The sequence below is a fragment of the Novosphingobium sp. NFX11 genome, assembly GCF_057376415.1.
Window position 1 is genome coordinate 1,949,525 of the sequence record NZ_CP080384.1, and the last position, 24,926, is coordinate 1,974,450.

The window sequence follows — 24,926 nt, forward strand, 5'->3', positions numbered from 1 at the left end:
CAAGCGATGCTAGCCGATCTGCGCTTGTCGTTCTGCCTTTTAAACGGCACGGAAATATCCGGTTCGACTTTTTTGACTCCCCATTGAAGGCATATCGCATGGCAAAGAGCGCTCAACCGGTCGAACTGGACGAACTGGACCGCAAGATCATCGCGGTCCTGCGCTCCGATGGCCGGATCACCGTGACCGACCTTGCCAAGGCGGTCGGCATGTCGAAAACTCCCTGCCAGGTACGCTTGCGGCGGCTGACGGAAAGCGGCGTGATCCGGGGGTTTCGCGCGGTGGTCGATCCCGCCAGCCTCGGGCTCGATCACGTCGCCTTCGCCGAAGTGAAACTGTCCGACACCCGCGAAAGCGCGTTGACCGAGTTCAACCGCGCCGTGCGCCGCATTCCCGAAGTGGAGGAATGCCACATGATCGCCAGCAGCTTCGACTACCTGCTCAAGGTGCGCACGGCCGACATCCGCCGCTACCGGGTGGTGCTGGGGAAAAGATTTCCAGCCTGCCGCATGTCGCCAGCACGTCCACGTTCGTGGCGATGGAGACGGTGAAGGACGCCAGCAGTTGATCGCTGCGGCGGTGATGAACGGGGCCGCATTGACCGCTTTCCCCCGCCGCATAGGCTGCGCCGCATCCTCCCCATCTTCGTCATCCCCGCGAAGGCGGGGACCCATCTGACGCCGTTGCAACACGACGGCGCGGGAGATGGGTTCCCGCCTTCGCGGGAATGACGACACAAAAGGGGTTGGAGAGAAGCCGTGCCTGACCAACCACCCGCCGCTCCTCCCATCGCCCCCGTGACCGCCATCGTCACCGGCGCCAGTCGCGGCGCCGGGCGCGGCATTGCCGTGGCGCTCGGCTCGCACGGCTGCACGGTCTACGTCACCGGTCGCTCGCAGAAAGAGGGCGACGCCTCCATGCCCGGCACCATCCACGCCACCGCGCGCGAGGTGACCGAGGCGGGCGGCAGGGGCATCGCCGTCGCCTGCGACAGCGGAGACGATGCGCAAGTCGCGGCCCTGATCGAGCAGGTCATCGCCGAACAGGGGCGCATCGACATCCTCGTCAACAATGCCTGCGCGGTGCTCGACAGTCTCTCCGCCCCCGGCCAGTTCTGGGAGAAGCCGGTCGAGATCGGCAACATGATCACGATCGGCGTGCGCAGCGGCTTCGTCACCACATGGCATGCGGCGCGGCATATGGCCGCGCAGGACAAGGGGCTGGTGCTGTTCACGTCCTCGCCGGGGTCCATGCACTACTGCTTCGGCCCGGCCTACGGGGCGCACAAGGCGGGGCTGGACAAGATGGCCTTCGACATGGGCGTGGACTTCGCCGATGCCGGGGCGAACGTGGCGGCGGTGTCGGTGTGGATGGGCTCGCTCACCACCGAGCGGCTGATGCAGATGATGGAGCAGATGCCGGAGCGGTTCGCGCATCTGGAGGGCACGCTGGAGTCGGCGGGCTATACCGGGCACCTCGCCTGGGCGCTCTGGAATGACCCTGAGATGATGCGGCACAACGGGCGCACCGTGATCGGCGCGGAGCTTGGGCGGGAGTATGGGATCACGGATATCGCGGACCGGTTTCCGCCGTCTTCGCGTGACGGCACCGGCGCCGCACCTCCGGTCTACGCGGGGTACAAGGTGAAGTGAGGCAGGCCCACCCCGCTGCGACCAAGCGATAAATCGCTAGGTCTCGCGGCCCTCCCGCTTGCGGGAGGGCAATCACGTCCTGCTCCCCTCCCGCTTGCGGGAGGGGCCGGGGATGGGCCTTTCCTAGCCACGCTCCCCGGTCACTTTGGCGGAGCCGAACATGCCCATCTTGCACTTCCCCGAAACCGTCTGCCCATCGAACGTCAGGTCGTATTTCAGGGTGATCTTCATCGGCTTCTCGACTTTCATCTCGAACTTCAGCTGATTGCCCGACAGCACCCCGCCCGCAAAGGCCTGCCTGCCCTCCGGCGCTTCGAGCCAGCCGGAGACCGCGTCGCCATCGCAATCGAAGTGCGCCACCATCGCCTGCGGCCCCATCGGCGTCTTGAGCACCATGTTCCAGTCGCCGTCGATCCCGGAAACCTGAGCCACGGGCGCGGCCTCGACCGGCGCGGTCACCTCGGCTACGGGCACGACCTCCGACGCCCGCGTGCCCGAGACGTCGCGCTGCTCGATCACGTCGAGTATCCGCGCGGGCGTCAGCGGCAGCACGAGTTCGTCGATCTCACCGAACGGGCTGAGCGCATCGGCGATGGCGTTCACCAAAGTCGGCGGGCCGATGATGCAACCGCCCTCGCCCACCCCGCGCATGCCGCCGATGGTCTGCGACGGCGTGCTGGCGTGGAGGTACTCGAAGTCCGGCACGTCGAAGATCGTCGGCAGCATGTAGTCCTTGAACGTCGCCGCCAGCGGATTGCCGCGCGCGTCGTAGGGCATGTCCTCCAGCAGCACCTGCCCGATCGCCTGTGCCAGCCCGCCCGCGATCTGCCCCTCGACCACGCCGGGATTGATGACGGTGCCGCAGTCCTTCGAACTTATCCAGCGCAGTATCCTGACGAAGCCGGTCTCGGCATCGACCTCGACCATGCAGCAGTGCGCGGCGCTGGTCATGGTCATCGGTGGCGGCTGGTAGCGGTACTGCGCCTCCAGCCCGGTGGCGAGGCCGGGCGGCAGACGGCCGGGTTCGCCATAGGCGATCTCGGCGATTTCGCGCAGCGGGCGGGACATCTCGGGCGCCCCGGCGACGTGGACCATGCCCCCGTCGATGGTGATCGTCTCGACGCTGGCGTTGGACAAGTGCGCGGCGACGACCTTGATTTTCTCTGCCAGCAGTTGCGCCGCCTTCCACGTGGCGCCGCCCGCGATGACACCCTGTCGGCTCCCCGCCGCGCCCGGGGAGAAGGCACCAATGGCGCTGTCGCCTTCGTAGACCGCGACGTCCTCGTAAGGCACGCCCAGTTGTTCGGCGATGACCTGCGCCATCGTCGTCGCGGTGCCGTGGCCTTGCGAATGGGTGGAGAGCATGGCGACGACCTTGCCGGTCGGCTCGATCCGCAAGTGGACCGTCTCGCCCGTCATCGGCGCCATGGAACCGGCCGCGCCGGTGGGCTCGATATAGGTCGCGACGCCGATGCCGAGGTAGCGTCCCTCCTTGCGCGCCTCGGCCTGCTCGCGCCGGAACGCGGGGAAATCCACGTTGGCGACCAGCTTTTCGAGGCATTCGCCCGGCGTGATGTCCTCCACCGGAATGCCCAGCGTCGAGGTGTGCGGCTGGTCGGGAAGGTAGATCAGGTTGCGGCGGCGCAGCTCCACCGGATCGACGCCGATGCGCCGCGCCGCCTTGTCCAGCAGCGTCTCGCGCACCAGCGATTCCATCGCCCACGGCCCGCGATAGGCGCCCAGCCCCATGGTATTGGTGTACCACCCGCGCGTGACGAAGCCGTAGGCGGGCAGCTTGTAGCAAGGCCACATGAACATGTGGACGGCGATGTTGGCGTCCTCGCCCATGGGCCAGGCGCCGTTGTTGCAGGCATAGTCGCACCACGCGGCGGTCAGGCGGGCGTCAGCGTCGAAGCCGACGCTGAGCGTCACGTCCTGGTCGCGCGCATGGCTGGACGCGGTCAGCGCCTCGAAGCGGTCCTCGATCCATTTGAGAGGGCAGCGCATCAGCTTTGCCGCCGCGATGACCGCCATCTCCTCCTTCCACGGGATGTTCTTGAGGCCGAAGCCGCCGCCCACGTCCTTTGCGATGACGCGGATGGCCTCGGTCGGCATCCCCAGCACCAGCGCGATCCAGCGGGCCGCAAGGTGCGGGCTCTGGCAGCCGAGCCAGACCGTCATCTCGTTCGTACCCTCGGGAGAGGCGAGGCAGGCGCGCCCCTCCATCGGCGACTGAGCGATGCGCTGGTGACGCACGCGGGTCGTAACGACATGGGCCGAGGCATCGAGCAAGGGCTGGATCGCCAGCCGCGTGTCCTCGTCGCCCATCTCGGCGGCGATGTTGTCGTCGCGTTCGGGGTGAACCAGCGCACCGGTCCGCGCATCCGCAATGGTGACGACCGGCGCTTCCTCCTCGATCGTCACTTCGACCAGAGAGGCGGCGTCTTCCGCCAGCGCCCGGCTGTCGGCGACGACCATCGCGATCGGATCGCCGACGCAGGCGACGCGCCCGTCGGCGAGCAGGGTCACCGGCGCCTCGACGGGCGTGAAGAAGAAGGTCTGGAAGCTCACCGGCACGGCGGCGAGGTCCGCCTGCGTGTAGATCGCTTGGACGCCCGGCATCTCGCGCGCGGCGTCGAGGTCGATCGAGACGATCCGCCCCCGTGCCACCGCCGAGCGCACATAGGCGACGTGGAGCATCCCCGGCACCCGCACGTCGTCGGTGAACTGGCCGCGCCCGGTGAGCAGCCGCCCATCCTCCTTGCGCGGCTGGCGCGTGCCGACGTAGCGCGCGGCGCCGATGCCCCCCACATCCATTTTCGCCTCGATGTTCATGCCGATGCCCCCGCAAGCTGGCGGATCGCACGGCGAATGCCCTGATAGCCGGTGCAGCGACACAAGTGCCCGGACATGGCTTTGGTCAGCGCTTCCTCCAGTCCCGGCCCCTCATGATCGCGCGTGACGGCCGCCAGTGTCATCGCCACGCCCGGCGTGCAGAAGCCGCATTGCAGGCCGAAATTGTCCTTCAGCGCCTGTTGCACCGGATGCAGCGTGCCGTCCGGCGCGGCGAGGCCCTCGACGGTGGTAAGCTCCGCTCCGTCCGCCTGCACCGCCAGCATCAGGCACGATCGCATGGCCACGCCGTCCACCAGAACCGTGCAGGCCCCGCAGACCCCATGCTCGCAGGCGAGGTGCGTGCCGGTATAGCCGAGCGTATCGCGCAGGAATTCGCCAAGGCCGGTGCGCGCCTCGACGCGGGCGGAGTGGCGGTGGCCGTTGACGGTGAGGTCGATGCGATGCTCGCTCATGCGGCGCTCCTGAGGTCCAGCGTTTCGGCAAGTGCCCGCGCGAAGATGCGTGCACCGACCGTGCGGCGATATTCGGCGCTGGCGTGATGGTCGTCGAACGGCGCGGTATCGGCGATGGCGAGGCGCGCCATCGTTTGCGGGTCGATCCGGTCGAGCGCGGTCCCCACCAGCGCCGCTTCCACCTGCCTCGCCCGGATCGGCGTCGGCCCCATGCCGAACCAGCCGATCCCGGCGCGCGAGACCGTACCACCTTCCAGCACCAGCGCCCCGACGAGGCCGACGAGCGCGAAGTCCCCCGGCCGCTGCGCCACTTCGCGGAACAGCACCAGATGCCCGTCCGGCCAGTCGGGATAAACCACGCCGGTCACCAGTTCGTCCGGCTCCAGCACGGTCATGTAGGGGCCGAGGTAGAATTCGTCCGCCGGGACCGTGCGGGTGCCGCGCACCGAGGCGATCTCGACCCGGGCGCCCAGCGCCACCGCCGTCGCGGGCATTTCCGCCGCCGGCTCCCCAAGTGCAATCGAGCCCCCAACCGTCCCGCGATTGCGTGTCTGGTAATGCCCGACATGGCCGAGCGCGGTGACGAAGACCGGAAGATGCCGCGCCAGCGTCGCGTCACGCAAGGCGTCGGCCTGCCGCGTCGCCGGGCCGACCCGGATGCCGCCCTCCACCCGCGTCACGCCTTTCAGCGCGGCGATACCGTTGATGTCCACGAGCACGAACGGCTGGCTCATGCGCAGGGCCAGCAGCGGCATCAGCGTCTGCCCGCCCGCGATCACCGTAGCCCCCCGCCCGCCTCGGCGAGCACGCGGCAGGCTTCCTCTACGCTGGAAGGGCGGACGTAGTCGAACGGCGCGGGCTTCATGAGCCCCACCCCCGGCGCCCGGCTTCATAGGCCGCGGTGGCCGTCACTACCAGCAGGACCGCCACGACTACCATCGTTGCCGATCCCGTGGCCGCCAGCATGTACCCGGCGACCAGCGCCAGCACGATCGCGACCACCCAGCCCCACAATGCGCCCGATGCGTCGGTGCCGCGCTCATGCGAAACCGCCGGGATCGCCCCCACGGCGACCTCCGGCGGCGCAGCGGCATCTCGTGCCGCCGAAACCGGTGCCCCTGCGCCCACCACCTCACCGAACCGGCCGAAGAACTTGCCCGCGAGGCTCTTCGCCGTCGCATCGATGATCGGCCCGCCGAGCTGCGCCATGCGCCCGCCGACTTCGGCCTCCACGTCGTAAGCAATCAGCGTGCCGCCGCCCTCCATGTCGGAGAGCCGAACTTTGGCCCCTCCCTGGCCGAGCCCGCGATGCCGCCATTGCCCGATCCAGTGATCGAGTAGCCATTGGGCGCGTCGAGGTCGGACAGCGTCACGTTGCCCTTGAACCGCGCACCTATGGGGCCGATCTTCACTTCAGCCACGGCGAGGAAGCCGCTTTCGCCGTCCCGTTCAAGGCTCTGGCAGCCCGGAATACACTGGGCCAGCACGGCCGGATCGTTGAGCGCCTCCCACACCTGCCGCCGGGGTGCGGCGATCCGCTGCTCGCCCGTCATCTGCATCCCGGTCTCTCCCAGTCTGTCGTTGCAAGTCTCGTCGTTGCCCTGGATTGAACGCCCGGAGCGCATCGGATGCAAGAGGTTATGAGCGAGTGTGTATCTCATTTCCCACCTGCACGCAGGGTTCCGGCCTTCCGATACCGCCCCGGCGTTACCCTCCCGGCTCGTCGGCCAGCGCAAGGCTGGTAGCATCTCGTGGCGCACAAGAGATGCGCGGTCGGGGAGAGACAGCCGATGGCCCAGCTTTTGACGGGGGAATTCGCCGCGCTGGCGCAGGGTGTTTATCTCGAAGGCCTGGCCGTCGATCACGAGCGCGACGTGATCTGGTACAGCGACGTGGTGGGCGGCGGCATCCACGGCGTGACGCCCGATGGCGGCAAGGTCGCCGTGCTCGACCCGGATCGCCTGTGGACCGGTGGCATCCTCGTCAACGCGGACGGCGCAGTGCTGTCGAGCGGACAGGGCGGCGTGCGCTGGAACGATCCCGCCACAGGCCGTTCGGGCTGGCTGATCGACACGCTCGGCGGAGTTCCGGTCAACGGCATCAACGAGATGTGGCCCGATGGCGAGGGCGGCATGTTCTTCGGCACGCTCGACATCGAGAGCGTCATCGCCGCAAGGCCGGCGCGCACCACGCAACTCTGGCGGCTGACGCGCGAAGGCCACACGGAATTGCTCGCGGACGGACTACAGTTCACCAACGGCATCGCGCACAACCCCAAATTGGCGCAATTCTATTGCTCCGAGACTTTCGGGCAGGGATTGGCGTGGGACGTGACGCCAGACCTGCGCCTCGCCAACCGCCGCGTCCTGCTCGACCGCAACGACTGCGACGGATTGGCCCTCGACATCGAGGACACCGTCTGGATTCCCGGCGTCTATTCACCCGGCATCATCCGGCGCATATCTCCCTCGGGCGAGGAACGCGAGCCGGTACCCACCCCGCCCGGCGCGACGACGCAAGTGCGTTTCGGCGGCGCGGACGGCCGCGACGTCTACATCACCCTTGTCCCTGCCGACGCCGGCGAGTGCCTGAGGACCGGGCGACCGCTCTCAGGCACGTCCACCCTGCAGCGCGGGCGCTCTGCGGTGCCTGGCGTCAAAGTGGGAACGACGCGCTTCGACCTCATCTGACGCGGGGGCGATGACCTCGCCGCGGACTTGATCCGGGCGCGGCGGGTGTCTTTAGGTACGTGCGGTCGGGTGAGGGCTTCGAGACGCTCTGGCCGGGCGGATTTGATGGAGCACTTCCGATCCCGCTCAGGTTGAGCTTGCCGAACCCGCGCGCCGGGACACGAAGGGAGAGAGCATGACCACCGGAACCGTCGTCATTACCGGAGCCGCAGGCGGCATGGGCCGTCCCGCTGCGCAGCGCTTCGCCGCGCAGGGCCGCCCGCTCCTGCTGTGCGACCTCGACCCCGTGAGGCTGGAGGCGCTGGCCGAGGAACTGCGCCCCGCAGCCGGAAAAGTGGACATCCTCGCCGCCGACATCGCGGCCGAGGACTTTCCCGCGCGGATCGTCGCCACGCTGGAGGACGCTCCGATCTCGGCACTGCTCCACACCGCCGGGCTCTCGCCGACGATGAGTGACGGGTCACGCATCTTCTCGGTGAACTACGACGCCACCGAAAGGCTGGTGGCAGGCCTGCTGCCCCACTTCGCCGAAGGGGGATGCGCGGTCCTGATCTCCTCGGTCTCGGCATACATGCTGGGCGATCCAGCACTGCTTGCCGCGATCCGGGAATTCGTCACCACCGGCAAACGCGACGGCATCGCCGGCTACATGGATCATCCGGGCATGGCCTATGCGATTTCCAAACGCGCGGTGATCGGCATAGTCGAACGCGACGCCCCGGCCTTCGGTGCAAGGGGCCTGCGCATCGCCTCGATCGCACCCGGCTTCATCGCGACCCCCATGGGCAATGCGGAGGCAGAGGCCAACGAGCAGCTGCGCAAGATGATCGACATCGTGCCGCAGGGGCGAATGGGCCAGGGCGACGAGATCGCCTCGGTCGCGGAATTCCTGTGCTCTCCGGCGGCCTCCTACGTCAGCGGCGTCGATATTCGTGTCGATGGCGGGATCATCGGCCTGCTCAACACGAAGGGCAGCGGCCAATGAGTGAAATCGCGAGCGACCTTGCCGCGACCATCACGTATCTGAAGGACCGGCAGGACATCCTCGACTGCATCATCCGGGAATGCCGGGCCCGCGACCGGCAGGATGTCGAGCAGATCGCCTCCTGCTGGTGGGAGGACGGTGTCGATGAGCATGGGGCGGTGGTAACTTTCGCCCCTGATTACCCGGAACGGGCCAACGCAGGCCATCGCTGGGGCTTCCAGGCGACCAGTCACAACATCACCAACCACATATGCGACATCGACGGCGATACCGCCAATTGCGAGAGCTACGTAGTCGGAGGGCTGTTCTGGAAGGATTCGCAGAAGACCTCGATCGCTTTCGGGCGCTATCTCGACAGGCTGGAGAAACGCGGCGGTGAATGGCGCATCATGGTGCGCCGCTGTACCATCGAGATGACTGCCGATGCCGACCCAAGCTGGGTATTCTCGGACGCGGTGAAGGGCTTCCTGAAGCACCAGTGGAGCCGGGAAGATCCCTCCTACGAGCGGCCGATCACGTGGAAGCCGAAGGAACAAGGCGTGCGGTGGTAGCACCAGGCCGGCAGCGGTGCGGCCGGCCACGCGCCCTCACCCGAAATCCGTCTCCCGCTCCGTTACGGTCGCAATGCGGAAGGATGTCCGGTCGAACAGGTTGTTCTCGTCCTCGATGATGTCATCCGGCATCGAACTGGTAGTGATGTAGGCCAGCGTTGCGCGGTAGACCTTTTCGTCCGCGAACCACAGCTCCGTGATGACGTCGGGGCCATCGATGTACGTTCCGGTCTCCGGATGTGGCTGAGGATCGACGTAGCGGCGGATATATCGCGTCACTCCGCGAGAATACTTCGCGGCCAGCGGCGCATGGTGCGTCTCGTAATAGTCGCGGAAAGCCTCGACCGAAATGTCAGGACGCCGCCTCATGAACAGCAGGATCTTGTGCATCCGGCAGCGATAGCATGGCCATGCCCCGCCCATGGAGAGCAAGCGCGCCGCCGGGGCGATCACTCCGCCACGCTCACTCCCCGTCGAGGTACTTCACTTCGAGAAAACGCCCGCGCGTCGCCAGTGCATCGACGTCGCCCTGCGACAAATCCTCGCTCATCGCTTCGATCTGGTCGGCGATGACGCAAAGGCCGTCGACCAGCTGCTCGGAGGGAGACGTGCCGCCCGCGCCCGCACGGCCACGCAACTGCGCCGGAATGCGGGTGTAGCTGTTCACCATCTCGGGCAGATGCTCCGTCAACAGCTTGCGGACCTCACGCGCGGCGGGGCCGCGCTCGTCGAGAACCGCCAGTTGCGGCGCAAGCTGTTCGAGGCGCACCCCGATCATGTCCACCGCATCGACGGCAGCGTTGGGCAGGGCCTTTCGCTTGCCTTCCAGCCACAGTTCGGTCGATCCGGCGAGTTCGGGAAGGCTGGCGGCGTTCAGATCCTCGATGTGCGTGCGCGGGGTCGCAGGAAAGATCGAGAGCACCGTGAAGACCGCCAGCCCCAACAGGAAAGTGAGCAGGCTGGCGGTGAACGAAACCCCGCCCAACACCAGCGCTGCGACCAGACCCGCAATGTAGATGCCCGCCATCGCCAGGAATGCCCGGCGCAACCGGCGCATGCGAAAGCGCCACTGCTCCTTGCGCGCGTTGTAGATGCGTGCGGCCCGCTGTCGCCGGGCTGCCCGCACGATGTCCTGCGATACGCGCTGTGCGCTCTTGGCTGGAACCTGGGCCATCGTCGCTTAGTCCAGCGCCTCCAGCAGCGACTTCGCGCCGGTCCCGTCGCTTACTGCCAGCCCCTCGGACTGGCCCTGTGCGCGGGCGACGTAGGCCTTGGACTTGCCGATCTCCCCTTCGAGCGAGGTGATCGTCTGCTTCATCGAATCGAGCGCCTTGACCTTGAAGGTGTCGATCGAATCCATCGTGTCGTAGATGTTCTGGAACGCGCGGCTCAGCGTCTCCAGCGGGATCGTCGAGTTCGCAGCCTGCTCGTGGATGCGCGCGGTGTTGTCCTTGAGCATCTGGCCGGTGGCGTCGATGATGTTGGCGGTCGTCGTGTTGAGCGCGGTGATCTGTTCGAGCACCAGCTTCTGGTTCGCCATCGCCTGCGCCACCGTCACCGCCGTGCGCAGCGCGCCGACCGTGGTGGTCGAGGCGCGATCAACGCCCTTCACCAGCTCGACGTTGTTCTTCTTGACCAGATCGAGCGCGAGGTAGCCCTGCACCGACACCGCCATCTGCGTCAGCAAATCCTGCGTGCGCTGGCGCACGTAGAACAGCGCGCTCTCCCGCACTGCCTTGGCCTTGGCGGGATCGGTGTGGTCGAGGTCGTTGGCCTTGTCCTCCAGCGCCTGGTCGAGCGCGCGGGACATGTAGATCATCTGCTCCAGCTTGCCCATCGCGGCCCAGAGGTTCTGCCGCTCCACGTCGATGGCGGCATTGTCCATCAGCAGCTCGTCCTTGCCGCCCTGAAGCCGCGCGAGGATCGCGCTGATGTGCCCTTGCGCGCTGGTATAGCCGTCGAAATAGTTGCGCAGCTTGGAGCCGAACGGGATCACCCCGAACAGCTTGCGCGGCGCCATGAGGTTGCCCTTGCGGCTGGGGTCGAGGTCTTCCACCGTGCGGCGCAGTTCGGCAAGGTCCGCGCCCACGCCCGCATCCTTGTCCATCGCCCGCACCGGGCGGTCGAGGAAGCGGTTGGAATGGCCCGAAGCCTCGGCGATCTCCTTGCGGCCCATGCTGGTCAGCTGGTCCACCCGGCGGCCGAATTCGGGCGAGGCGGCATCCTGCGCGACGAGATCGTCGACGAACTCGGCGACGCGCACCTGCAGCTTGCTCTTCGCCTCGTCGCCCACGGGGACAAGGCCGGCGGCCCGCTCGGGCTGGACGACCGGCACGGGGTCGGGCGGGGTCAGCTTGAGTTCGCCAGCAGTTTCGGTGGCCGTGGCCATGCAGTAATCCTCGTGAAAAACCCGGTTGTCCGCGAACCTATGTTCGCTCCGCCCCGTCTGCAAGGATAACCGGCCCCTCGCCTTCGACGAACCGCTGACCGGGATCGACCATGAGCATGGAATCCCCGCGCGCCACCACCGCCAGCCTGAGCCCCGCCGCCAGTGCGCGGCGCACCGCGAGGTCGCTTGGCGCCGAGATCGTCACCAGTAGCGGGCACCCGGCGCGCACGGTCTTCTCGACCAGTTCGTAGGAACAGCGCGAGGTCATGACGATGAACCCCAGCGACAGATCGACGCCCTGTCCGCCATTGGCCCGCGCCAGCGCGCCGACCAGCTTGTCGAGCGCGTTATGCCGCCCGACGTCCTCGCGCAGGGCGACGAGCCGCCCTTCCTCGTCGCAGAACGCGGCGGCGTGGGTGGCACGGGTGTGGCGGCCGAGTTCCTGCCCTGCCGCCAGCGCGTCGAGCGCCCGGCGGATCGCCTGCGGACTCGCCTGCGATGCCCGAGGCACCGATGGCAGCGGGCGCAACGCCGCTTCCACGCCCTCGATCCCGCAGATTCCGCAGGAACTGTCGCCCACCCGCCGCCGGGCGCGCTCCAGGATCGGGCCAAGGCGCTCGACCGGCAGGTTGACACGCGCGACGTAGCCCGTGCCCCACTGCGCGTCCTCGGTTCGATGGACCGCAACTTCGCCGACTTCGTGCGCCTCTGCCAGCCCCTCGGCCATCAGGAAGCCGGTGACGAAGTCCTCCAGCGCCAGCGGAGTCGCCATCATCACGGCATAAGCCACGCCATTGGTCTCGATCGCGACGGGCGCCTCGATGGGGACGGAAAGCTCGAAAGGCTCGCCCGGCTCGTCGCCATAGGCATTGCGATGGGCAGCGACGGGAATGGAGCCGGGGGTGGTCAATCGCAGTTCCTCGTCATCCCGGCGTAGAGCGGCATTTATGCGCGGCTTTGCGCCAGAGCGCCGTCGATGGCCCCCATCTAAAGACCGCCCACGGTCCAGGATCAAGTCCGGGATGACGAAAACCGCTCCTTTCCGCTTAGGGAAAGCGTATGAATACGATTGCAGGGCGGGAGTGGCATCAACGCCGATAACGCCCGGTTTTCGTATCCAATCTGCGCTGTCATATCGCCACCCCGCTACGCCCCGGCGATGCCCGCGCCGCGCAGTTGCCCACAGGCCCGGGCGAATTGGCTTGCGACCATCACGCGGATTCCTCTAATGGGCGCGCCTCGTACGGCTCCGGCGCGTTTCCCGGGTCGCCGCCGTACGCGCACGAGACGCGCCGAAACACAGGGGGAAGAAGGCCAGTCTCGAAGGCCCTTTTTCCGCAGGATTGGTACGAAATCGAATGAGTTGGCTCGACAAAGTCCGAAATTCCATATCGAGCCTCGCCAAGCGCGATACGCCCGACGAACTCTGGATGAAGTGCGCCAGCTGCGGCGAGATGCTCTTCATCAAGGAATTCGAGGCCAATCTTTCGGTCTGCCCGAAGTGCGAGCACCATGGCCGCATCGGCGCCAAGGCCCGCTTCGACCTGCTGCTCGACACCGGCTACACCGTCCTGCCGACCCCCAAGGTTCCCGAGAACCCTCTGAATTTCCGCGATACCAAGAAGTATCCCGACCGCCTCAAGGCCGCCCGCGCCGCCAACCCCTACCCCGATGCGCTGACCAACGCCTTCGGCGCCATGAACGGCGCCAGGGCCGTGCTGGGTGTGCAGGACTTTAAGTTCATGGGCGGCTCGATGGGCATGGCCGTGGGCGAAGCCTTCGTCGCCGGTGCCGAGAAGGCAATCGCCGAGAACTGCGCCTACGTCATCGTCACCGCAGCGGGCGGCGCGCGCATGCAGGAGGGCATCCTGTCCCTCATGCAGATGCCCAAGACCACCGTGGCCACCCGCCGCCTTGCCGCAGCGGGCCTGCCCTATATCGTCGTCCTGACCGATCCCACCACCGGCGGCGTCACCGCCAGCTACGCCATGCTCGGCGATGTGCAGATCGCGGAACCCGGCGCGCTCATCGGCTTTGCCGGCCAGCGCGTGATCCAGGACACGATCCGAGAAAAACTCCCCGACGGCTTCCAGCGCGCCGAGTACCTCCATGCCCACGGCATGGTCGACATGGTGGTCCACCGCAAGGACCTGAAAGACACACTGGCAACGCTGCTCGGTTATCTTGCACGAAAGGAAGTCGCGTGAATATCGATAGCGCCCTGGTACGCGAGCTCGCAGAGCTGCTGGCCGACACCGGCCTGACCGAGATCGAGGTCGAGGACGGCGATCGCAAGATCCGCGTCTCGCGCCAGATGGTCCAGCAGATGGCCGCCAGCCTGCCGCCGATGGGCTATGCGCCCGCGCCCGTCGCTGCTGCTGCTCCGGTTGCCGCCGCCGCAGAGGCCGCGCCCGTCGCTGCCGCCGCGCCGGTCGATGCCGTGAAGTCGCCGATGGTCGGCACCGTCTACCTCGCCGCAGAGCCGGGCGCGCCCGACTTCATCTCGGTCGGCAAGACCGTGAAGCAGGGCGACGTGCTCCTCATCGTCGAGGCCATGAAGGTCATGAACCAGATCGTCGCGCCCAAGGCGGGCACCGTCACCGCGATCCTCGTCGACAACCAGCAGCCGGTCGAATACGACCAGCCGCTCGTCGTGATCGGCTGAGAGCGGGACTGACATGGCCATCAAGCGCCTCCTGATTGCCAACCGCGGCGAAATCGCGCTGCGCATCCATCGTGCCGCGCACGAGATGGGCATCGAGACCGTCGCGGTGCACTCCACCGCCGACGCCGACGCGATGCACGTGCGCCTGGCAGACCACGCGGTCTGCATCGGTCCGCCCGCCGCGAAGGACAGCTACCTCAACGTTGCCGCCATCATCTCGGCCGCCGAGATCACGCAGGCCGACGCGGTGCATCCCGGCTACGGCTTCCTCTCCGAGAACGCCCGCTTCGCCGAGATCGTCGAGGCGCACGGCCTGAAGTGGGTCGGCCCCAAGCCCGAGCACATCCGCACGATGGGCGACAAGGTCGAAGCCAAGCGCACCGCCGGTGCCCTCGGCCTTCCGCTGGTCCCGGGTTCGGACGGGGCGATCGAGGACTTCGACGAGGCGCGCGCACTGGCCGAGACGATCGGCTACCCGGTCATCATCAAGGCCGCTTCGGGCGGCGGTGGTCGCGGCATGAAGGTCGTGAACAGCCCTGAGGAACTGGAAAGCCAGATGGGCCAGGCCCGTTCGGAGGCCAAGGCGGCCTTCGGCGACGCCACGGTCTACATGGAAAAGTACCTCGGCAACCCGCGCCATATCGAATTCCAGGTATTCGGCGACGGCAACGGCGAAGCGGTGCACCTCGGCGAGCGCGACTGCTCCTTGCAGCGCCGCCACCAGAAGGTGCTGGAAGAGGCCCCCTCGCCCGTCATCACGCCGGAAGAGCGCGACCGCATGGGCGGCATCGTCTCGAAGGCGATGGCCGACATGGCCTATCGCGGCGCGGGCACGATCGAGTTCCTCTGGGAAAACGGCGAGTTCTACTTCATCGAGATGAACACCCGCCTGCAGGTGGAGCATCCGGTGACCGAGGCCATCACCGGCGTCGATCTGGTGCGCGAACAGATCCGCATCGCCGACGGCCAGCCGCTTTCGTTCAAGCAGGACGAGATCGAGTTCAAGGGCCACGCCATCGAATGCCGCATCAACGCGGAAGACCCGTGGAACTTCACCCCTCGCCGGGTCAGGTCACGGGCTACCACGCGGCCGGCGGCATGAACGTGCGCGTCGATAGCGGCCTCTACGCCGGGTATCGCATCCCGCCGTACTACGATTCGATGATCGGCAAGCTGATCGTCTCGGGCCGCAGCCGCAACGGCGCGATCATGCGCCTCAAGCGCGCGCTGGGCGAGATGGTGATCGACGGCGTGAAGACCTCGATTCCCTTGCATCAGGCATTGCTGGAAGACCCCGAGTTCAACTCGGGCGACTACACGATCAAGTGGCTGGAAGACTGGCTGGCGAAGCGCGCCGCCGACTGAACCCTTCGCTCGTCATTGCGAGCGAAGCGAAGCAATCCAGGGCGGCTTGGGCGGCTCTGGATTGCCGCGGGGCTATCGCTCCTCGCAATGACGAATGTAGGGTAATGGCCGGCTTCAAGACCAAGCCGAGCGTATTTGAGAGACTGACATGATTTCGTTCCTCGATTTTGAAAAGCCGATCGCCGAGCTGGAAGCGCGCATCGCCGAACTGCGCGCCACCGCCGACGGCAGCGACCTCGACATCGAGAGCGAGATCGACAAGCTCGCCAAGAAAAGCTCCGGCATGCTGGAGGCGACCTACGCCAAGCTGACCCCGTGGCAGAAGACGCAAGTGGCGCGCCACCCGCAGCGCCCGCACTTCGTCGATTACCTGCGCCTGATCTTCACCGATTTCGTCGCGCTGGGCGGTGACCGCCTCTACGGTGAGGACGCAGCGATCATCGGCGGCCTCGCAACGCTGGACGGCCGCAAGGTCATGGTCATCGGCCACGAAAAGGGCCACGACACGACCACCCGCATCAAGCACAACTTCGGCATGGCCAAGCCAGAAGGCTACCGCAAGGCGATCCGCCTGATGGAGATGGCCAGCAAGTTCGGCCTGCCGGTCGTCACGCTGGTCGACACCGCAGGTGCCTTCCCCGGCGTCGAGGCCGAGGAACGCGGCCAGGCCGAAGCCATCGCCCGCTCGACCGAGGCTTGCCTTGCCCTCGGCGTGCCGATGGTGGCGGTGATCGTGGGCGAAGGCGGCTCGGGCGGCGCGGTGGCGATCGCCGCCGCCAACACCGTGCTGATGCTGGAGCACTCGGTCTACTCGGTGATCTCGCCCGAGGGTGCGTCCTCGATCCTGTGGCGCACGCCCGACAAGGCCGCCGACGCGGCCACCGCGATGAAGGTGACGGCGCAGGACTTGCTGGGTCTCAAGGTCATCGACGGCATCGTCCCCGAACCCACCGGCGGCGCCCACCGCGACCCCGCCGCCACGGCACGCGCGCTGGCAGATGCCGTGGGCCGCGAACTCGATGCGCTGAGCCGCCGTTCGAGCGCTGAGCTGGTCCGCCAGCGCGAAGACCGCTTCCTGGCGATCGGCTCGCTCTGATCATCCGTCGTCCCGGACTTGATCCGGGACCGCTGGCCGTGAACCGATGATGATGACAGTTTCCATCGTCATTGCGAGCGAAGCGAAGCAATCTAGGGCGGCACTACACTGTCCTGGATTGCTTCGCTTCGCTCGCAATGACGATGGGTTGGTTGTATGCTATCCCGCCTGCGCGTAATGGCTCCGAACGCCCACCCCGCTCCAATTTCTCGCACGCCATGTCCGATTAATGCTGTTGGACCGCAACACCCCCAACCGATAACCCGTCCGCCCAACAGGACCCGTTTCGGCGGGACAGGGCGTGCCGGAAACCCGCGAAAACGCGGGCCCGGCCATGGGGTCGGAAACATCGATGAGCCTTCTCGGGCGACACAACCTCGGCAGGACGACGCTCGCGCTCAGCGCACTCGTCAGCGCCGCCACCGTCTACGCCGCAGTTCAGGATGCCGCGCCAGACCAGACGCCCGATTTCGCCGCGATGACCCCGCAGCAGGCCGCGAACTTCGTCGAGCCGATGCTGGGCGAATACTGCTCACGCTGCCACAACGACATCGACAACATCGCCGACCTCTCAGTGGAAGACCTGCGCGCCGACGACATCCGCACCGGCAAACACGCCGACGAATGGGAGAAAATCCTGCGCCGCGTCGCCGCCGGAGAAATGCCGCCCCACGGCAAGACCCAGCCCTCGGCGCAGATGCGCGCCGCCTTCGTGAACTGGCTCGACACCTCTCGCGCGGGCTACCTCGCCGCCAATCCCGACCCCGGCCGCCCGGCGCTGCGCCGCCTCAACCGCATGGAATACGCCAACGCGGTGCGCGACCTGCTTGCGCTCGATGTCGATTTCAGCCGCGAACTGCCTGCCGACAACTCCGGCTTCGGCTTCGACAACATCGCCGATGTGCTCTCCGTCTCGCCCACGCTGATGGAACGCTACGTCGCGGTGGCAGGCAAGGTCGGCCGCATGGCCACCGGCCTCACCTCAAGACGCGAGGTGGTGACGACATGGCAGGTGCCCAAGGACGGCTCGGTCCAGAACTCGGGCGTGCCGGCGTATAACGAGCGGGCGGGCGCGATGCTGCCGCTGGCCTCGCGCGGCGGCTATGCGCAGCGCTATTACGCGCGTTACGACGGCCAGTACGACGTTTCGGCCTGGCTCAACGCCAACACCAACAACGAAACCGACCGTCTGGCCGAGGACAAAGTCACCGCCCGCGTGCCGATGAAGGCGGGCTCGCACCTCGTGGCGCTGTCGTTCCGCCGCACCATCGCCCCGTCCGAGGCGGTGCAGGTGCTGCGCAACGATACGGACAAGGTACCGCTGCCCCTCGAAAAGCCGAAGATGCTCCCCCTCGATGTCTGGATCGACGGCAAGCTCGCGAAGACGCTGAGCGTCCCCAGCTACCGCATGCACCAGCGCTATTCGCAGCAGAACTTCCCGCGCGACGTGCTGCAGGTCGATGTCGCCGGGCCGTTCGATGCGGCAGGCGTGCCGGACACCGCAAGCCGCCGCGCCGTGTTCCTCTGCCGCCCGAAGAAGGCCAGCGAGGAAGATGCCTGCGCGACGAAGATCATCACCACCCTCGCCCGCCGCGCCTGGCGCCGCCCGGTCGGCGGCTTCGACGTCGCCCCGCTGCTGCGCATCTACGCCGAGGAACGCAAGGCATCCGACTTCGAGCATGGCATCGAGGCGGCGCTGGAGGCCGTGCTCGTCTCGCCTGAATTCCTCTTCGTGGTGGAGCGCGATCCGCAAGGCGCGATGCCGGGCAGCGTCAACCGTGTCTCCGATCTCGAACTGGCGACGCGCCTGTCGCTGTTCCTGTGGAGTTCGATCCCCGACGACCGCCTGCTGACCCTCGCCGAGCAGGGCAAACTGGGCCAGCCCACCGTACTGAACGCCGAGATCGCCCGCATGCTCGCCGATCCGCGCGCGAAGGCGTTGACGACGAACTTCGCCGGGCAATGGCTCTACTTGCGCAACCTCGACCAGCAGCGCCCCGACACCGAGGTGTTCCCGAAGTTCGACGCGCGCCTCAAGTCGGCGATGGCGACCGAGACGGAGATGTTCTTCGCCGACGTGCTGCGCGGCGACCGCCCGGTGCTGGACTTCATCAGTGCCGACTACACCTTCCTCAACCAGCGCCTTGCCGAGCACTACGGGATTCCCGGCGTCTCCGGCCCCGCCTTCCGCCGCGTGGCGCTGCGTCCCGAATGGCATCGCGGCGGGCTGCTGGGGCAGGCCAGCGTGCTGACGGTCACCTCCTATGGCAACCACACCAGCGTGGTGAAGCGCGGCAAATGGATCCTCGACAACATGCTCGCCGCCGCGCCGCCCCGCCGCCCCCGGACGTGCCCGCGCTCAAAACCAGCCACGACGGCCGCCTGCTCACCGCGCGCCAGCAACTCGAACTGCACCGCGCCAACCCGACGTGCGCAGCCTGCCACGTGAAGATGGACCCGATGGGCTTCTCCCTGGAAAACTTCGATGCCGTCGGCGCCTGGCGCACAGTGGATGCAGGCCAGCCGATCGACACCCTCGCGACGATGCCCGACGGCTTCAAGTTCGAGGGCCTCACCGGGCTCCAGCAAGTGCTAATGGACCGCAAGGACGAGTTCACCCGCGCCTTCACCGAGCGGCTGATGACCTATGCGGTGGCGCGCGGCCTTTCGGCCAACGACATGCCCACGGTGCGCGCGATCGCCTCTGCGGCGGCAGCGGACCAGTACCGCATCCAGACCATCGTACGCGGGATCGCGCAAAGTCCGGCCTTCACCCTGCGCCGCGTGCCGCAGCCGTTCAAGGCGGCCTATGGCCAGGCCCCGCGCCTGCCCCTTCGACAAGCTCAGGGTGAGCGGGGTTGGGGTTATGTCTCTGGCAAAAACGCTCTCAATTCCGCTCGGGCTGCGCTTGTCGAAGCCCCGTCGGCAACGCCCGCCGCCCTGTCTCTGATCGCCACTCCCCGGAAGGCCCTGAAATGAGAGTGATCCGCCCCGCCCTCTCGCGCCGCACCGTGCTGCGCGGTGCCGGTGCCGCCATGGCGCTGCCCTTCCTCGAAGCCATGATGCCAAGCGCCAAGGCCGCCGACCTGTCCTCGCGGCCCAAGCGGCTTCAGGTATTCTACTCACCCAACGGCATGACGATGCCGGACTTCCTGCCCACCGCGACCGGCGCGGATTATGTCCTGCCCTCCTCGCTCCAACCCCTCGCCCCTCACCGCGAGCAGATCGCCGTCATCAGCGGCCTCGGCCATCCGCAGGCCGCTGCCATGGGCGACCGACCGGCCGGCCACGGACGCTCGTGCCCCGCTTTCCTCACCGGGGCGCACGCCAAGCAGACCGAAGGGCCGGATATCCGCGCAGGGATATCGATGGATCAGGTCTTCGCGCAGCACCTGGGTGACGCCACCCCGCTCGCCTCGCTGGAACTGGGGATCGACACCGCCAGCCTGCTCGGATCGTGCGACATCAACTATTCGTGCGCCTATACCAACGGCATCTCGTGGCTCACCCCCACGGTGCCGCTGCCGGTGGAGGCGAACCCCGCGCCGTGTTCGAGCGGCTGTTCGGCGATGGCGACACCGACGAGGCAGGCCGCCTCGCCCAGTTGCGGCGCCAGTCCTCGATCCTCGACTTCGTGATGGACGACACCCGCCGCCTCTCGGGCCAGCTGGGCATGGAGGACAAGCGCAAGCTCGACGAATACCTCGACGCCACCCGCGCCATCGAGAAGCGCATCCAGCGCAGCGCCGCTTCGCCCGCCACCACGCAGGCGGCCAATCTGCAGCAACCCGCAGGTATCCCCGACGACTTCGCCGAGCACGTGAAGCTGATGATCGACCTGCAGGTGCTGGCCATGCAGGCCGACATCACCCGCGTCGGCACGTTCATGATCGGGCGCGAACTGTCGAACCGTACCTATCCGGAGATCGGCGTGCCGGATTCGCACCACATGCTCAGCCACCACGGCAACAACCCGGACAAGATGGCGCAGTTGGCGAAGATCAACCGCTATCACATGGAATTCTTCGCCTACTACCTCCAGAAGATGAAGGACACGCGCGACGGCGACGCCTCGCTGCTGGACCGGACGCTGGTGATCCGGGGCTCCGCGTTCGGCGATTCCAACGAGCACGACTACATGGACCTGCCGGTGATCGTCGCGGGCGGGCTGGTGAAGGGCGGGCGCCACAGCCGGGTCGAGAAGGGCACCACCATGTCCAACCTGATGCTGGCGGGCCTGCAGACGCTGGGCGTGCCCGCCGCGAGGTTCGGCGACAGTACGGCGCCCTTGCGGGAACTGACCGATGCGTGAGCCTCCTCGTCGTGCCGAACTTGCTCCGGGACCGCCGGCCGTGAACGGCCTACGCCCCGGCAAGGCGCATCACGCGACGCCGCGCCTAAAGATCGCCACCGGTCCCGGAGCAAGTCCGGGACGACGAGCATTGACCGCCCTGGCTTGCCTTATCGCCACGCCCGCGCCGGCCGATACCTTGGCCGATGCCCTCGCCACCGCCGATCCGATCACCGTCGAGGGCGCGCTGAAGGCGGGTGCGGATGCGAACGCGCCGTTGCTCTATGGCGAGAGCCCGCTTGCCCGCGCCATCGAGACGCAGGATCCCGCGCTCGTCGCCGTCCTGCTGAAGCATGGCGCGAAGCCGAATGTCATCGATGCCGAAGGCCTCACTCCCCTCTCCCTCGCCTGTGAGCGCGGCAGCACGGCCATTGTCGTGCAACTGCTCGACGCTCGCGCCGATGTACGCAAGCCCGGGCCTGACGGCGTCACCCCGCTCGCGGTCTGCGCGCGCTACTCGGGCGCAGAGACCGTCACGCAGATGCTGGCGAAGGGCGCGAAGGCCGACAGCCTCGATGCGCGCGGACAGACGCCGCTGATGTGGGCCGCCTCCGCCGGGAACCTTGGCGCGATCGCCGCGCTTCTCAAGGCGGGAGCGAAGGTGAACCGGGCCACCGGGGAAGGCTTCACTCCGTTGTTCTTCGCCATCACCAGCGGCTCGGGCGAGGCGACCCGCGCCCTGCTCGATGCCGGAGCCGATACAACCCATCGCGGGCCGGAGAACACCAGCGCCCTGCAACTGGCGCTCTACCAGAAGAACTGGCGGGCCGCCGAAATGCTGGCGCCGCTGGACTTCGACCTCGCCGAGCGCGACCGCAACGGCGAACAGCCGCTCCACGTCGCGGCGAAGGGCGGCGACACGGCGCTGATCGACCTGCTGCTGGCGAAAGGCGCGGATGTGAACGGCCTCACCGGCCCTTCGCGGATCACGTGGGTGACGGAGGCGAACTTCGGCATGCCGCCCGCCCCCGTACCGCCCACACCGCCCCTGCTGCTGGCCGCGCAGGCCGGGCGGGTCAAAGCGATGAAGCGTCTTGTCGCAGGCGGAGCGAACCGCACTTTCGTCGCCGAGAACGGCGTCAACGTCGTCCTCGCCGCCGCTTCGGGCCACAGTGCGGCAGCGCTGGAGGAGGCGCTGGCATTGGCCCCCAATGCCAATGTCGCCGACGCGAAAGGCACCACGCCGCTGCACCTGGTGATCGGCGGCGGCATGCACGACCAACTCGGCGCGATGCTCAAGGTGCTGGCCGCGCACGGCGCGAAACCTACCCTCGCCAATGCGCGCGGCACAACGCCCGCGCAGATGGCCGAAGGCGGACTTGCGACGGTAAAAGCGGTCTACGATCAAGTCTTTGGCCAAACGGCCGCGCCTGTGTTAGCCACCAATCGTCCTTGAATCCCAACAAACCGATCAGGATCGAAAAACCATGACGCTTTCCAACAAGCTCTCGCTTGCCGTACTCGGCGTGTCCGCCGCCGTTCTGACGGTGAGCGCGACCGTCGCCATCGCCGCCTCGCCCGCCGAAACCGCCATCGCCACCCGCCACGCCAACTTCAAGAAGATGGGCGGCGCCATGAAGGTCCTCAAGGACCAGCTCGCCAGCGGCTCGATCGACAAGGCCCAGGCCGTCGCCGCCGCCAAGACGCTGGCTGCCACCGGCCGCGCGCAGGTTGGCCTGTTCCCTAACGGCTCGGGTCCGTCTTCCGGGGTGAAGACCGAAGCCCTGCCCGCGATCTGGACCAACCGCGCCGCCTTCGACGGCGCCATGAAGACCTATATCGCCCAGGCCGACAAGCTGGTCGCCGTCGCGGGGACCGGCAATGCCGCGGCCATCGGCGCGCAGTTCAAGGCCGTCGGCGGCGCCTGCGGCTCGTGCCACAAGCAGTTCCGCGCCGACGACTGAGGATACGCATGACTCGCTCCACTACACCCGTCTGGGACCCGACCATCCGCCTGTTCCACTGGCTGCTGGTCGCGCTCATCGCCTTTTCGTGGTGGAGCGGGGAACAGCATGATCTCGAACGCCATCGCCTGTCGGGCTATGGTATCCTCGCGCTGCTGGTGTTCCGCGTCTACTGGGGCTTCTTCGGCCCCCGTACCGCGCGGTTCTCCAGCTTCGTACGCGGGCCGGGTGCGGTCGCGGCCTATTTCAAGGGCCTTGGCCACCGGACCGCGAGCCATGCCGACGGGCACAATCCGCTTGGCGGGTGGAGCGTGGTCGCCATGCTGCTGGCCGTCGGCGCGATGGTGACGGCGGGGCTGTTCGCCAGCGACATCGACATGCTCTACGACGGGCCGCTGGCGACTTACGTGTCGTTCGACCAGTCCTCGGCCGCTTCGGACCTGCATTCGACGATCTTCAACGTGATCCTTGCGCTGGTGGTGCTTCACGTGGTGGCGGTGGTGTTCTACCTTGCGTGGAAGCGCCAGAACCTCGTGCGGCCGATGGTGACCGGCAAGCGCCCGGTTGCTGCGGGAGAAGACGTGGCGGACCTGCGCTGGTCGCCGGTCAAGGCGCTGATCGGCATCGTCATCGCCGTGGCCTTCGCATGGGTAGTCTCGACCGGCTTCCAGTTCGGCAACGCGCCCGCTTATTGAGAACTCCCACCCCAATGAATTACATCGTCGTCATCCCCGCGAAGGCGGGGACCCATCTGATGTCCTGGCAACGGGCACCGTCAGGAGATGGGTTCCCGCCTTCGCGGGAATGACGACGAAAGTTTCAATACAGGATTGATCGCGCCTCAGGGCGTCGCGTCCTTGTAGCGGTCCCAGTTGCCGAGCAGTTCGTCGACCACCTTCGAGCCCACGGTGTAGAGGTTCTCCACCGCCGCCTCGAGCCCAGCATAGCCTTCGTTTTCGCGCAGCAGGTAGGTCGCCGCATCGACGCCCGGCGGCGGCATCGTGAAGTTGGAACCGGCGCGCACCACCAGCACGCGGTCACGGTCGGCGCGGCCCACGGCGTCGAGGTAAGTCATCGCCTGCATGACGCCGGTGTCCTCCATCGCCGAAGTCACGAACTCGCCCTGCCCGCCGCTCCAGTAGCGAACCCAGTCGTTGGCCCAGTCGGTCAGCTTCTCACCGTGCCAGAAGGTCATGGCGGAGAGCGTATCGCCCTCAAGGACGAAGGGCGCTTCCTGCGCGTGCGGGTAATCGACGAACTTCGCGCGCTCCACGGCGATCGCCGGAGAGTCGGGAAGCTCGATGTTCTTCGTCAGCTCATAAGCCCACTTCTCGAGGCTGGGATTGACCTGGAACATCTCGCCGCCCGAGGGATCGGGCTTCGTGGTCTTGTCGTTCGGCCCCTTGGTGTGACGGGCAAAGTAGCCGGTCTTCCAGTCGGCCGGGATTTCGCGCGCGTCGATCTCGTGCGCGAGGTCGCCATCGACGACGTAGCGCGCCCAGGCGACCGAGCCGATCGAAGCATCCTCGGGGTCGATGCCCGCGATGCCCGCGACGAGCCAGTAGGCCTGGCTCAGATCGAAGCGCGGGTCGAGGCCGAGAGCCATCGTCGCCGCCGTCGAGCGCGCGGTGCCGATCCCGGTCACCATGCCGAGCACCTGCGTCTCGGGATTGTAGTAGAGGTCGTGGAACGACTGCGGGAAGGGAATACGCTGGGTCAGGCCGCGGCGCGCCTTCCACAGCTGGAACTCGCCCGCGACGTCGCCCTCGTCTTTGCCGATCTCGAAGAGCGAGACGATCACCACCTTGACCGGCAGCGGATGGTCGCAAGGCGCGCCGGGATCGCAGTCGGCGACGGCGGAAGTCGTGGGGGGCGATGCCGTGGCATCGGCGGCGAACGCCGGGGTGGCCGCAGCGAGCATGGCGCCCGCCATGAGAGTCGCGAGCGTCTGGGAGCGCATGGGTAACCTT

20 protein-coding genes and 4 pseudogenes are annotated in these 24,926 nt (G+C 67.3%); 14 read left to right on the forward strand and 10 right to left on the reverse strand.

Features of this window, described 5'->3' with window-relative positions:
* The first annotated feature begins 98 nt into the window (after positions 1 to 98).
* Positions 99 to 568: pseudogene (locus KZO24_RS09955) on the forward strand (Lrp/AsnC family transcriptional regulator).
* Positions 569 to 758: 190 nt separating this feature from the next.
* On the forward strand, positions 759 to 1,652 hold the full coding sequence (locus KZO24_RS09960; RefSeq protein WP_271181775.1) for an SDR family NAD(P)-dependent oxidoreductase: 894 nt from the start codon (positions 759 to 761) through the stop codon (positions 1,650 to 1,652).
* A gap of 123 nt (positions 1,653 to 1,775) precedes the next feature.
* On the opposite strand, the gene KZO24_RS09965 is transcribed toward KZO24_RS09960, so the two are convergent.
* The 5 genes from KZO24_RS09965 to KZO24_RS09985 form a co-directional block, all read right to left on the reverse strand.
* A complete protein-coding gene (locus tag KZO24_RS09965; protein WP_271181776.1) occupies positions 1,776 to 4,487 on the reverse strand; it encodes a xanthine dehydrogenase family protein molybdopterin-binding subunit in 2,712 nt (903 codons plus the stop codon).
* Complete coding sequence (locus KZO24_RS09970) at positions 4,484 to 4,960, reverse strand: (2Fe-2S)-binding protein (protein ID WP_271181777.1); 477 nt, start codon at positions 4,958 to 4,960, stop codon at positions 4,484 to 4,486. Before KZO24_RS09970 ends, KZO24_RS09965 begins: the two co-directional genes overlap by 4 nt.
* The gene (locus KZO24_RS09975; RefSeq protein ID WP_486486119.1) at positions 4,957 to 5,739 is read right to left on the reverse strand and encodes an FAD binding domain-containing protein; all 783 of its coding nucleotides are present in this window, start codon (positions 5,737 to 5,739) and stop codon (positions 4,957 to 4,959) included. Before KZO24_RS09975 ends, KZO24_RS09970 begins: the two co-directional genes overlap by 4 nt.
* Positions 5,740 to 5,821: 82 nt before the next feature.
* The gene (locus KZO24_RS09980) at positions 5,822 to 6,226 is read right to left on the reverse strand and encodes a hypothetical protein (protein ID WP_486486120.1); all 405 of its coding nucleotides are present in this window, start codon (positions 6,224 to 6,226) and stop codon (positions 5,822 to 5,824) included.
* Positions 6,205 to 6,519 (reverse strand): SRPBCC family protein, encoded by a 315-nt coding sequence (locus tag KZO24_RS09985; RefSeq protein ID WP_486486121.1) that lies wholly within the window; start codon positions 6,517 to 6,519, stop codon positions 6,205 to 6,207. The genes KZO24_RS09980 and KZO24_RS09985 overlap by 22 nt, the downstream gene beginning before the upstream one ends.
* Positions 6,520 to 6,750: 231 nt before the next feature.
* Here KZO24_RS09985 and KZO24_RS09990 point away from each other — a divergent pair, with 231 nt between their 5' ends.
* From KZO24_RS09990 to KZO24_RS10000, 3 genes are all read left to right on the forward strand, one after another.
* On the forward strand, positions 6,751 to 7,650 hold the full coding sequence (locus KZO24_RS09990) for an SMP-30/gluconolactonase/LRE family protein (RefSeq protein ID WP_271181780.1): 900 nt from the start codon (positions 6,751 to 6,753) through the stop codon (positions 7,648 to 7,650).
* Between the two features lie 175 nt (positions 7,651 to 7,825).
* On the forward strand, positions 7,826 to 8,635 hold the full coding sequence (locus KZO24_RS09995; RefSeq protein ID WP_271181781.1) for an SDR family NAD(P)-dependent oxidoreductase: 810 nt from the start codon (positions 7,826 to 7,828) through the stop codon (positions 8,633 to 8,635).
* Positions 8,632 to 9,186 carry a nuclear transport factor 2 family protein gene (locus KZO24_RS10000; protein ID WP_271181782.1) on the forward strand — a complete coding sequence of 185 codons (555 nt, stop codon included), beginning with the start codon at positions 8,632 to 8,634 and terminating at the stop codon, positions 9,184 to 9,186. Before KZO24_RS09995 ends, KZO24_RS10000 begins: the two co-directional genes overlap by 4 nt.
* A gap of 36 nt (positions 9,187 to 9,222) precedes the next feature.
* Here KZO24_RS10000 and KZO24_RS10005 read toward each other — a convergent pair whose 3' ends face one another.
* The 4 genes from KZO24_RS10005 to fdhD are packed head-to-tail and all read right to left on the reverse strand — an operon-like array spanning position 9,223 to position 12,485.
* Entirely contained in the window at positions 9,223 to 9,639 is a 417-nt protein-coding gene (locus KZO24_RS10005; protein WP_486486122.1) for an EthD domain-containing protein, read from the reverse strand.
* 10 nt (positions 9,640 to 9,649) lie between these two features.
* Complete coding sequence (locus KZO24_RS10010) at positions 9,650 to 10,360, reverse strand: hypothetical protein (protein ID WP_271181784.1); 711 nt, start codon at positions 10,358 to 10,360, stop codon at positions 9,650 to 9,652.
* Between the two features lie 6 nt (positions 10,361 to 10,366).
* A complete protein-coding gene (locus KZO24_RS10015; protein WP_271181785.1) occupies positions 10,367 to 11,575 on the reverse strand; it encodes a toxic anion resistance protein in 1,209 nt (402 codons plus the stop codon).
* Between the two features lie 37 nt (positions 11,576 to 11,612).
* Positions 11,613 to 12,485, reverse strand: a complete 873-nt coding sequence (gene fdhD, locus KZO24_RS10020) for a formate dehydrogenase accessory sulfurtransferase FdhD (RefSeq protein ID WP_271181786.1) — start codon at positions 12,483 to 12,485, stop codon at positions 11,613 to 11,615.
* 448 nt (positions 12,486 to 12,933) lie between these two features.
* Here fdhD and accD point away from each other — a divergent pair, with 448 nt between their 5' ends.
* The 9 genes and pseudogenes from accD (at position 12,934) to KZO24_RS10065 (ending at position 23,651) form a co-directional block, all read left to right on the forward strand.
* The gene (gene accD / locus KZO24_RS10025) at positions 12,934 to 13,782 is read left to right on the forward strand and encodes an acetyl-CoA carboxylase, carboxyltransferase subunit beta (protein ID WP_271181787.1); all 849 of its coding nucleotides are present in this window, start codon (positions 12,934 to 12,936) and stop codon (positions 13,780 to 13,782) included.
* Positions 13,779 to 14,240: an acetyl-CoA carboxylase biotin carboxyl carrier protein gene (gene accB / locus KZO24_RS10030; RefSeq protein ID WP_008832223.1), complete on the forward strand. Its 462-nt coding sequence runs from the start codon at positions 13,779 to 13,781 to the stop codon at positions 14,238 to 14,240. The genes accD and accB overlap by 4 nt, the downstream gene beginning before the upstream one ends.
* A 13-nt stretch (positions 14,241 to 14,253) precedes the next feature.
* Positions 14,254 to 15,605: pseudogene (accC, locus tag KZO24_RS10035) on the forward strand (acetyl-CoA carboxylase biotin carboxylase subunit).
* A 148-nt stretch (positions 15,606 to 15,753) separates the two neighbouring features.
* A complete protein-coding gene (locus KZO24_RS10040; protein WP_211149935.1) occupies positions 15,754 to 16,701 on the forward strand; it encodes an acetyl-CoA carboxylase carboxyltransferase subunit alpha in 948 nt (315 codons plus the stop codon).
* 624 nt (positions 16,702 to 17,325) lie between these two features.
* Positions 17,326 to 19,677: pseudogene (locus tag KZO24_RS10045) on the forward strand (DUF1592 domain-containing protein); the annotation flags it as partial.
* Between the two features lie 164 nt (positions 19,678 to 19,841).
* Positions 19,842 to 21,013 (forward strand): annotated as a pseudogene (locus KZO24_RS10050) (DUF1552 domain-containing protein).
* 40 nt (positions 21,014 to 21,053) lie between these two features.
* On the forward strand, positions 21,054 to 22,448 hold the full coding sequence (locus KZO24_RS10055) for an ankyrin repeat domain-containing protein (RefSeq protein WP_486486123.1): 1,395 nt from the start codon (positions 21,054 to 21,056) through the stop codon (positions 22,446 to 22,448).
* Between the two features lie 31 nt (positions 22,449 to 22,479).
* Positions 22,480 to 22,956, forward strand: a complete 477-nt coding sequence (locus KZO24_RS10060; RefSeq protein ID WP_271181792.1) for a c-type cytochrome — start codon at positions 22,480 to 22,482, stop codon at positions 22,954 to 22,956.
* An 8-nt stretch (positions 22,957 to 22,964) separates the two neighbouring features.
* Entirely contained in the window at positions 22,965 to 23,651 is a 687-nt protein-coding gene (locus KZO24_RS10065; RefSeq protein ID WP_271181793.1) for a cytochrome b/b6 domain-containing protein, read from the forward strand.
* A 146-nt stretch (positions 23,652 to 23,797) separates the two neighbouring features.
* Here the strand turns inward: KZO24_RS10065 and KZO24_RS10070 are convergent, their stop codons facing one another.
* The gene (locus KZO24_RS10070; RefSeq protein ID WP_486486124.1) at positions 23,798 to 24,916 is read right to left on the reverse strand and encodes a purine nucleoside permease; all 1,119 of its coding nucleotides are present in this window, start codon (positions 24,914 to 24,916) and stop codon (positions 23,798 to 23,800) included.
* Between the last annotated feature and the right edge of the window lie 10 nt (positions 24,917 to 24,926).

Excerpts from the sequence above, each read along its gene's own strand:
- KZO24_RS09965 (WP_271181776.1), bottom strand. The coding sequence starts at position 4,487 with ATGAACATCGAGGCGAAAATGGATGTGGGGGGCATCGGCGCCGCGCGC.
- KZO24_RS09970 (WP_271181777.1), bottom strand. The coding sequence starts at position 4,960 with ATGAGCGAGCATCGCATCGACCTCACCGTCAACGGCCACCGCCACTCC.
- KZO24_RS09980 (WP_486486120.1), bottom strand. The coding sequence starts at position 6,226 with ATGGAGGGCGGCGGCACGCTGATTGCTTACGACGTGGAGGCCGAAGTC.
- KZO24_RS09985 (WP_486486121.1), bottom strand. The coding sequence starts at position 6,519 with ATGCAGATGACGGGCGAGCAGCGGATCGCCGCACCCCGGCGGCAGGTG.
- KZO24_RS09990 (WP_271181780.1), top strand. The coding sequence starts at position 6,751 with ATGGCCCAGCTTTTGACGGGGGAATTCGCCGCGCTGGCGCAGGGTGTT.
- KZO24_RS09995 (WP_271181781.1), top strand. The coding sequence starts at position 7,826 with ATGACCACCGGAACCGTCGTCATTACCGGAGCCGCAGGCGGCATGGGC.
- KZO24_RS10000 (WP_271181782.1), top strand. The coding sequence starts at position 8,632 with ATGAGTGAAATCGCGAGCGACCTTGCCGCGACCATCACGTATCTGAAG.
- KZO24_RS10010 (WP_271181784.1), bottom strand. The coding sequence starts at position 10,360 with ATGGCCCAGGTTCCAGCCAAGAGCGCACAGCGCGTATCGCAGGACATC.
- KZO24_RS10015 (WP_271181785.1), bottom strand. The coding sequence starts at position 11,575 with ATGGCCACGGCCACCGAAACTGCTGGCGAACTCAAGCTGACCCCGCCC.
- accD (WP_271181787.1), top strand. The coding sequence starts at position 12,934 with ATGAGTTGGCTCGACAAAGTCCGAAATTCCATATCGAGCCTCGCCAAG.
- KZO24_RS10040 (WP_211149935.1), top strand. The coding sequence starts at position 15,754 with ATGATTTCGTTCCTCGATTTTGAAAAGCCGATCGCCGAGCTGGAAGCG.
- KZO24_RS10060 (WP_271181792.1), top strand. The coding sequence starts at position 22,480 with ATGACGCTTTCCAACAAGCTCTCGCTTGCCGTACTCGGCGTGTCCGCC.
- KZO24_RS10065 (WP_271181793.1), top strand. The coding sequence starts at position 22,965 with ATGACTCGCTCCACTACACCCGTCTGGGACCCGACCATCCGCCTGTTC.
- KZO24_RS10070 (WP_486486124.1), bottom strand. The coding sequence starts at position 24,916 with ATGCGCTCCCAGACGCTCGCGACTCTCATGGCGGGCGCCATGCTCGCT.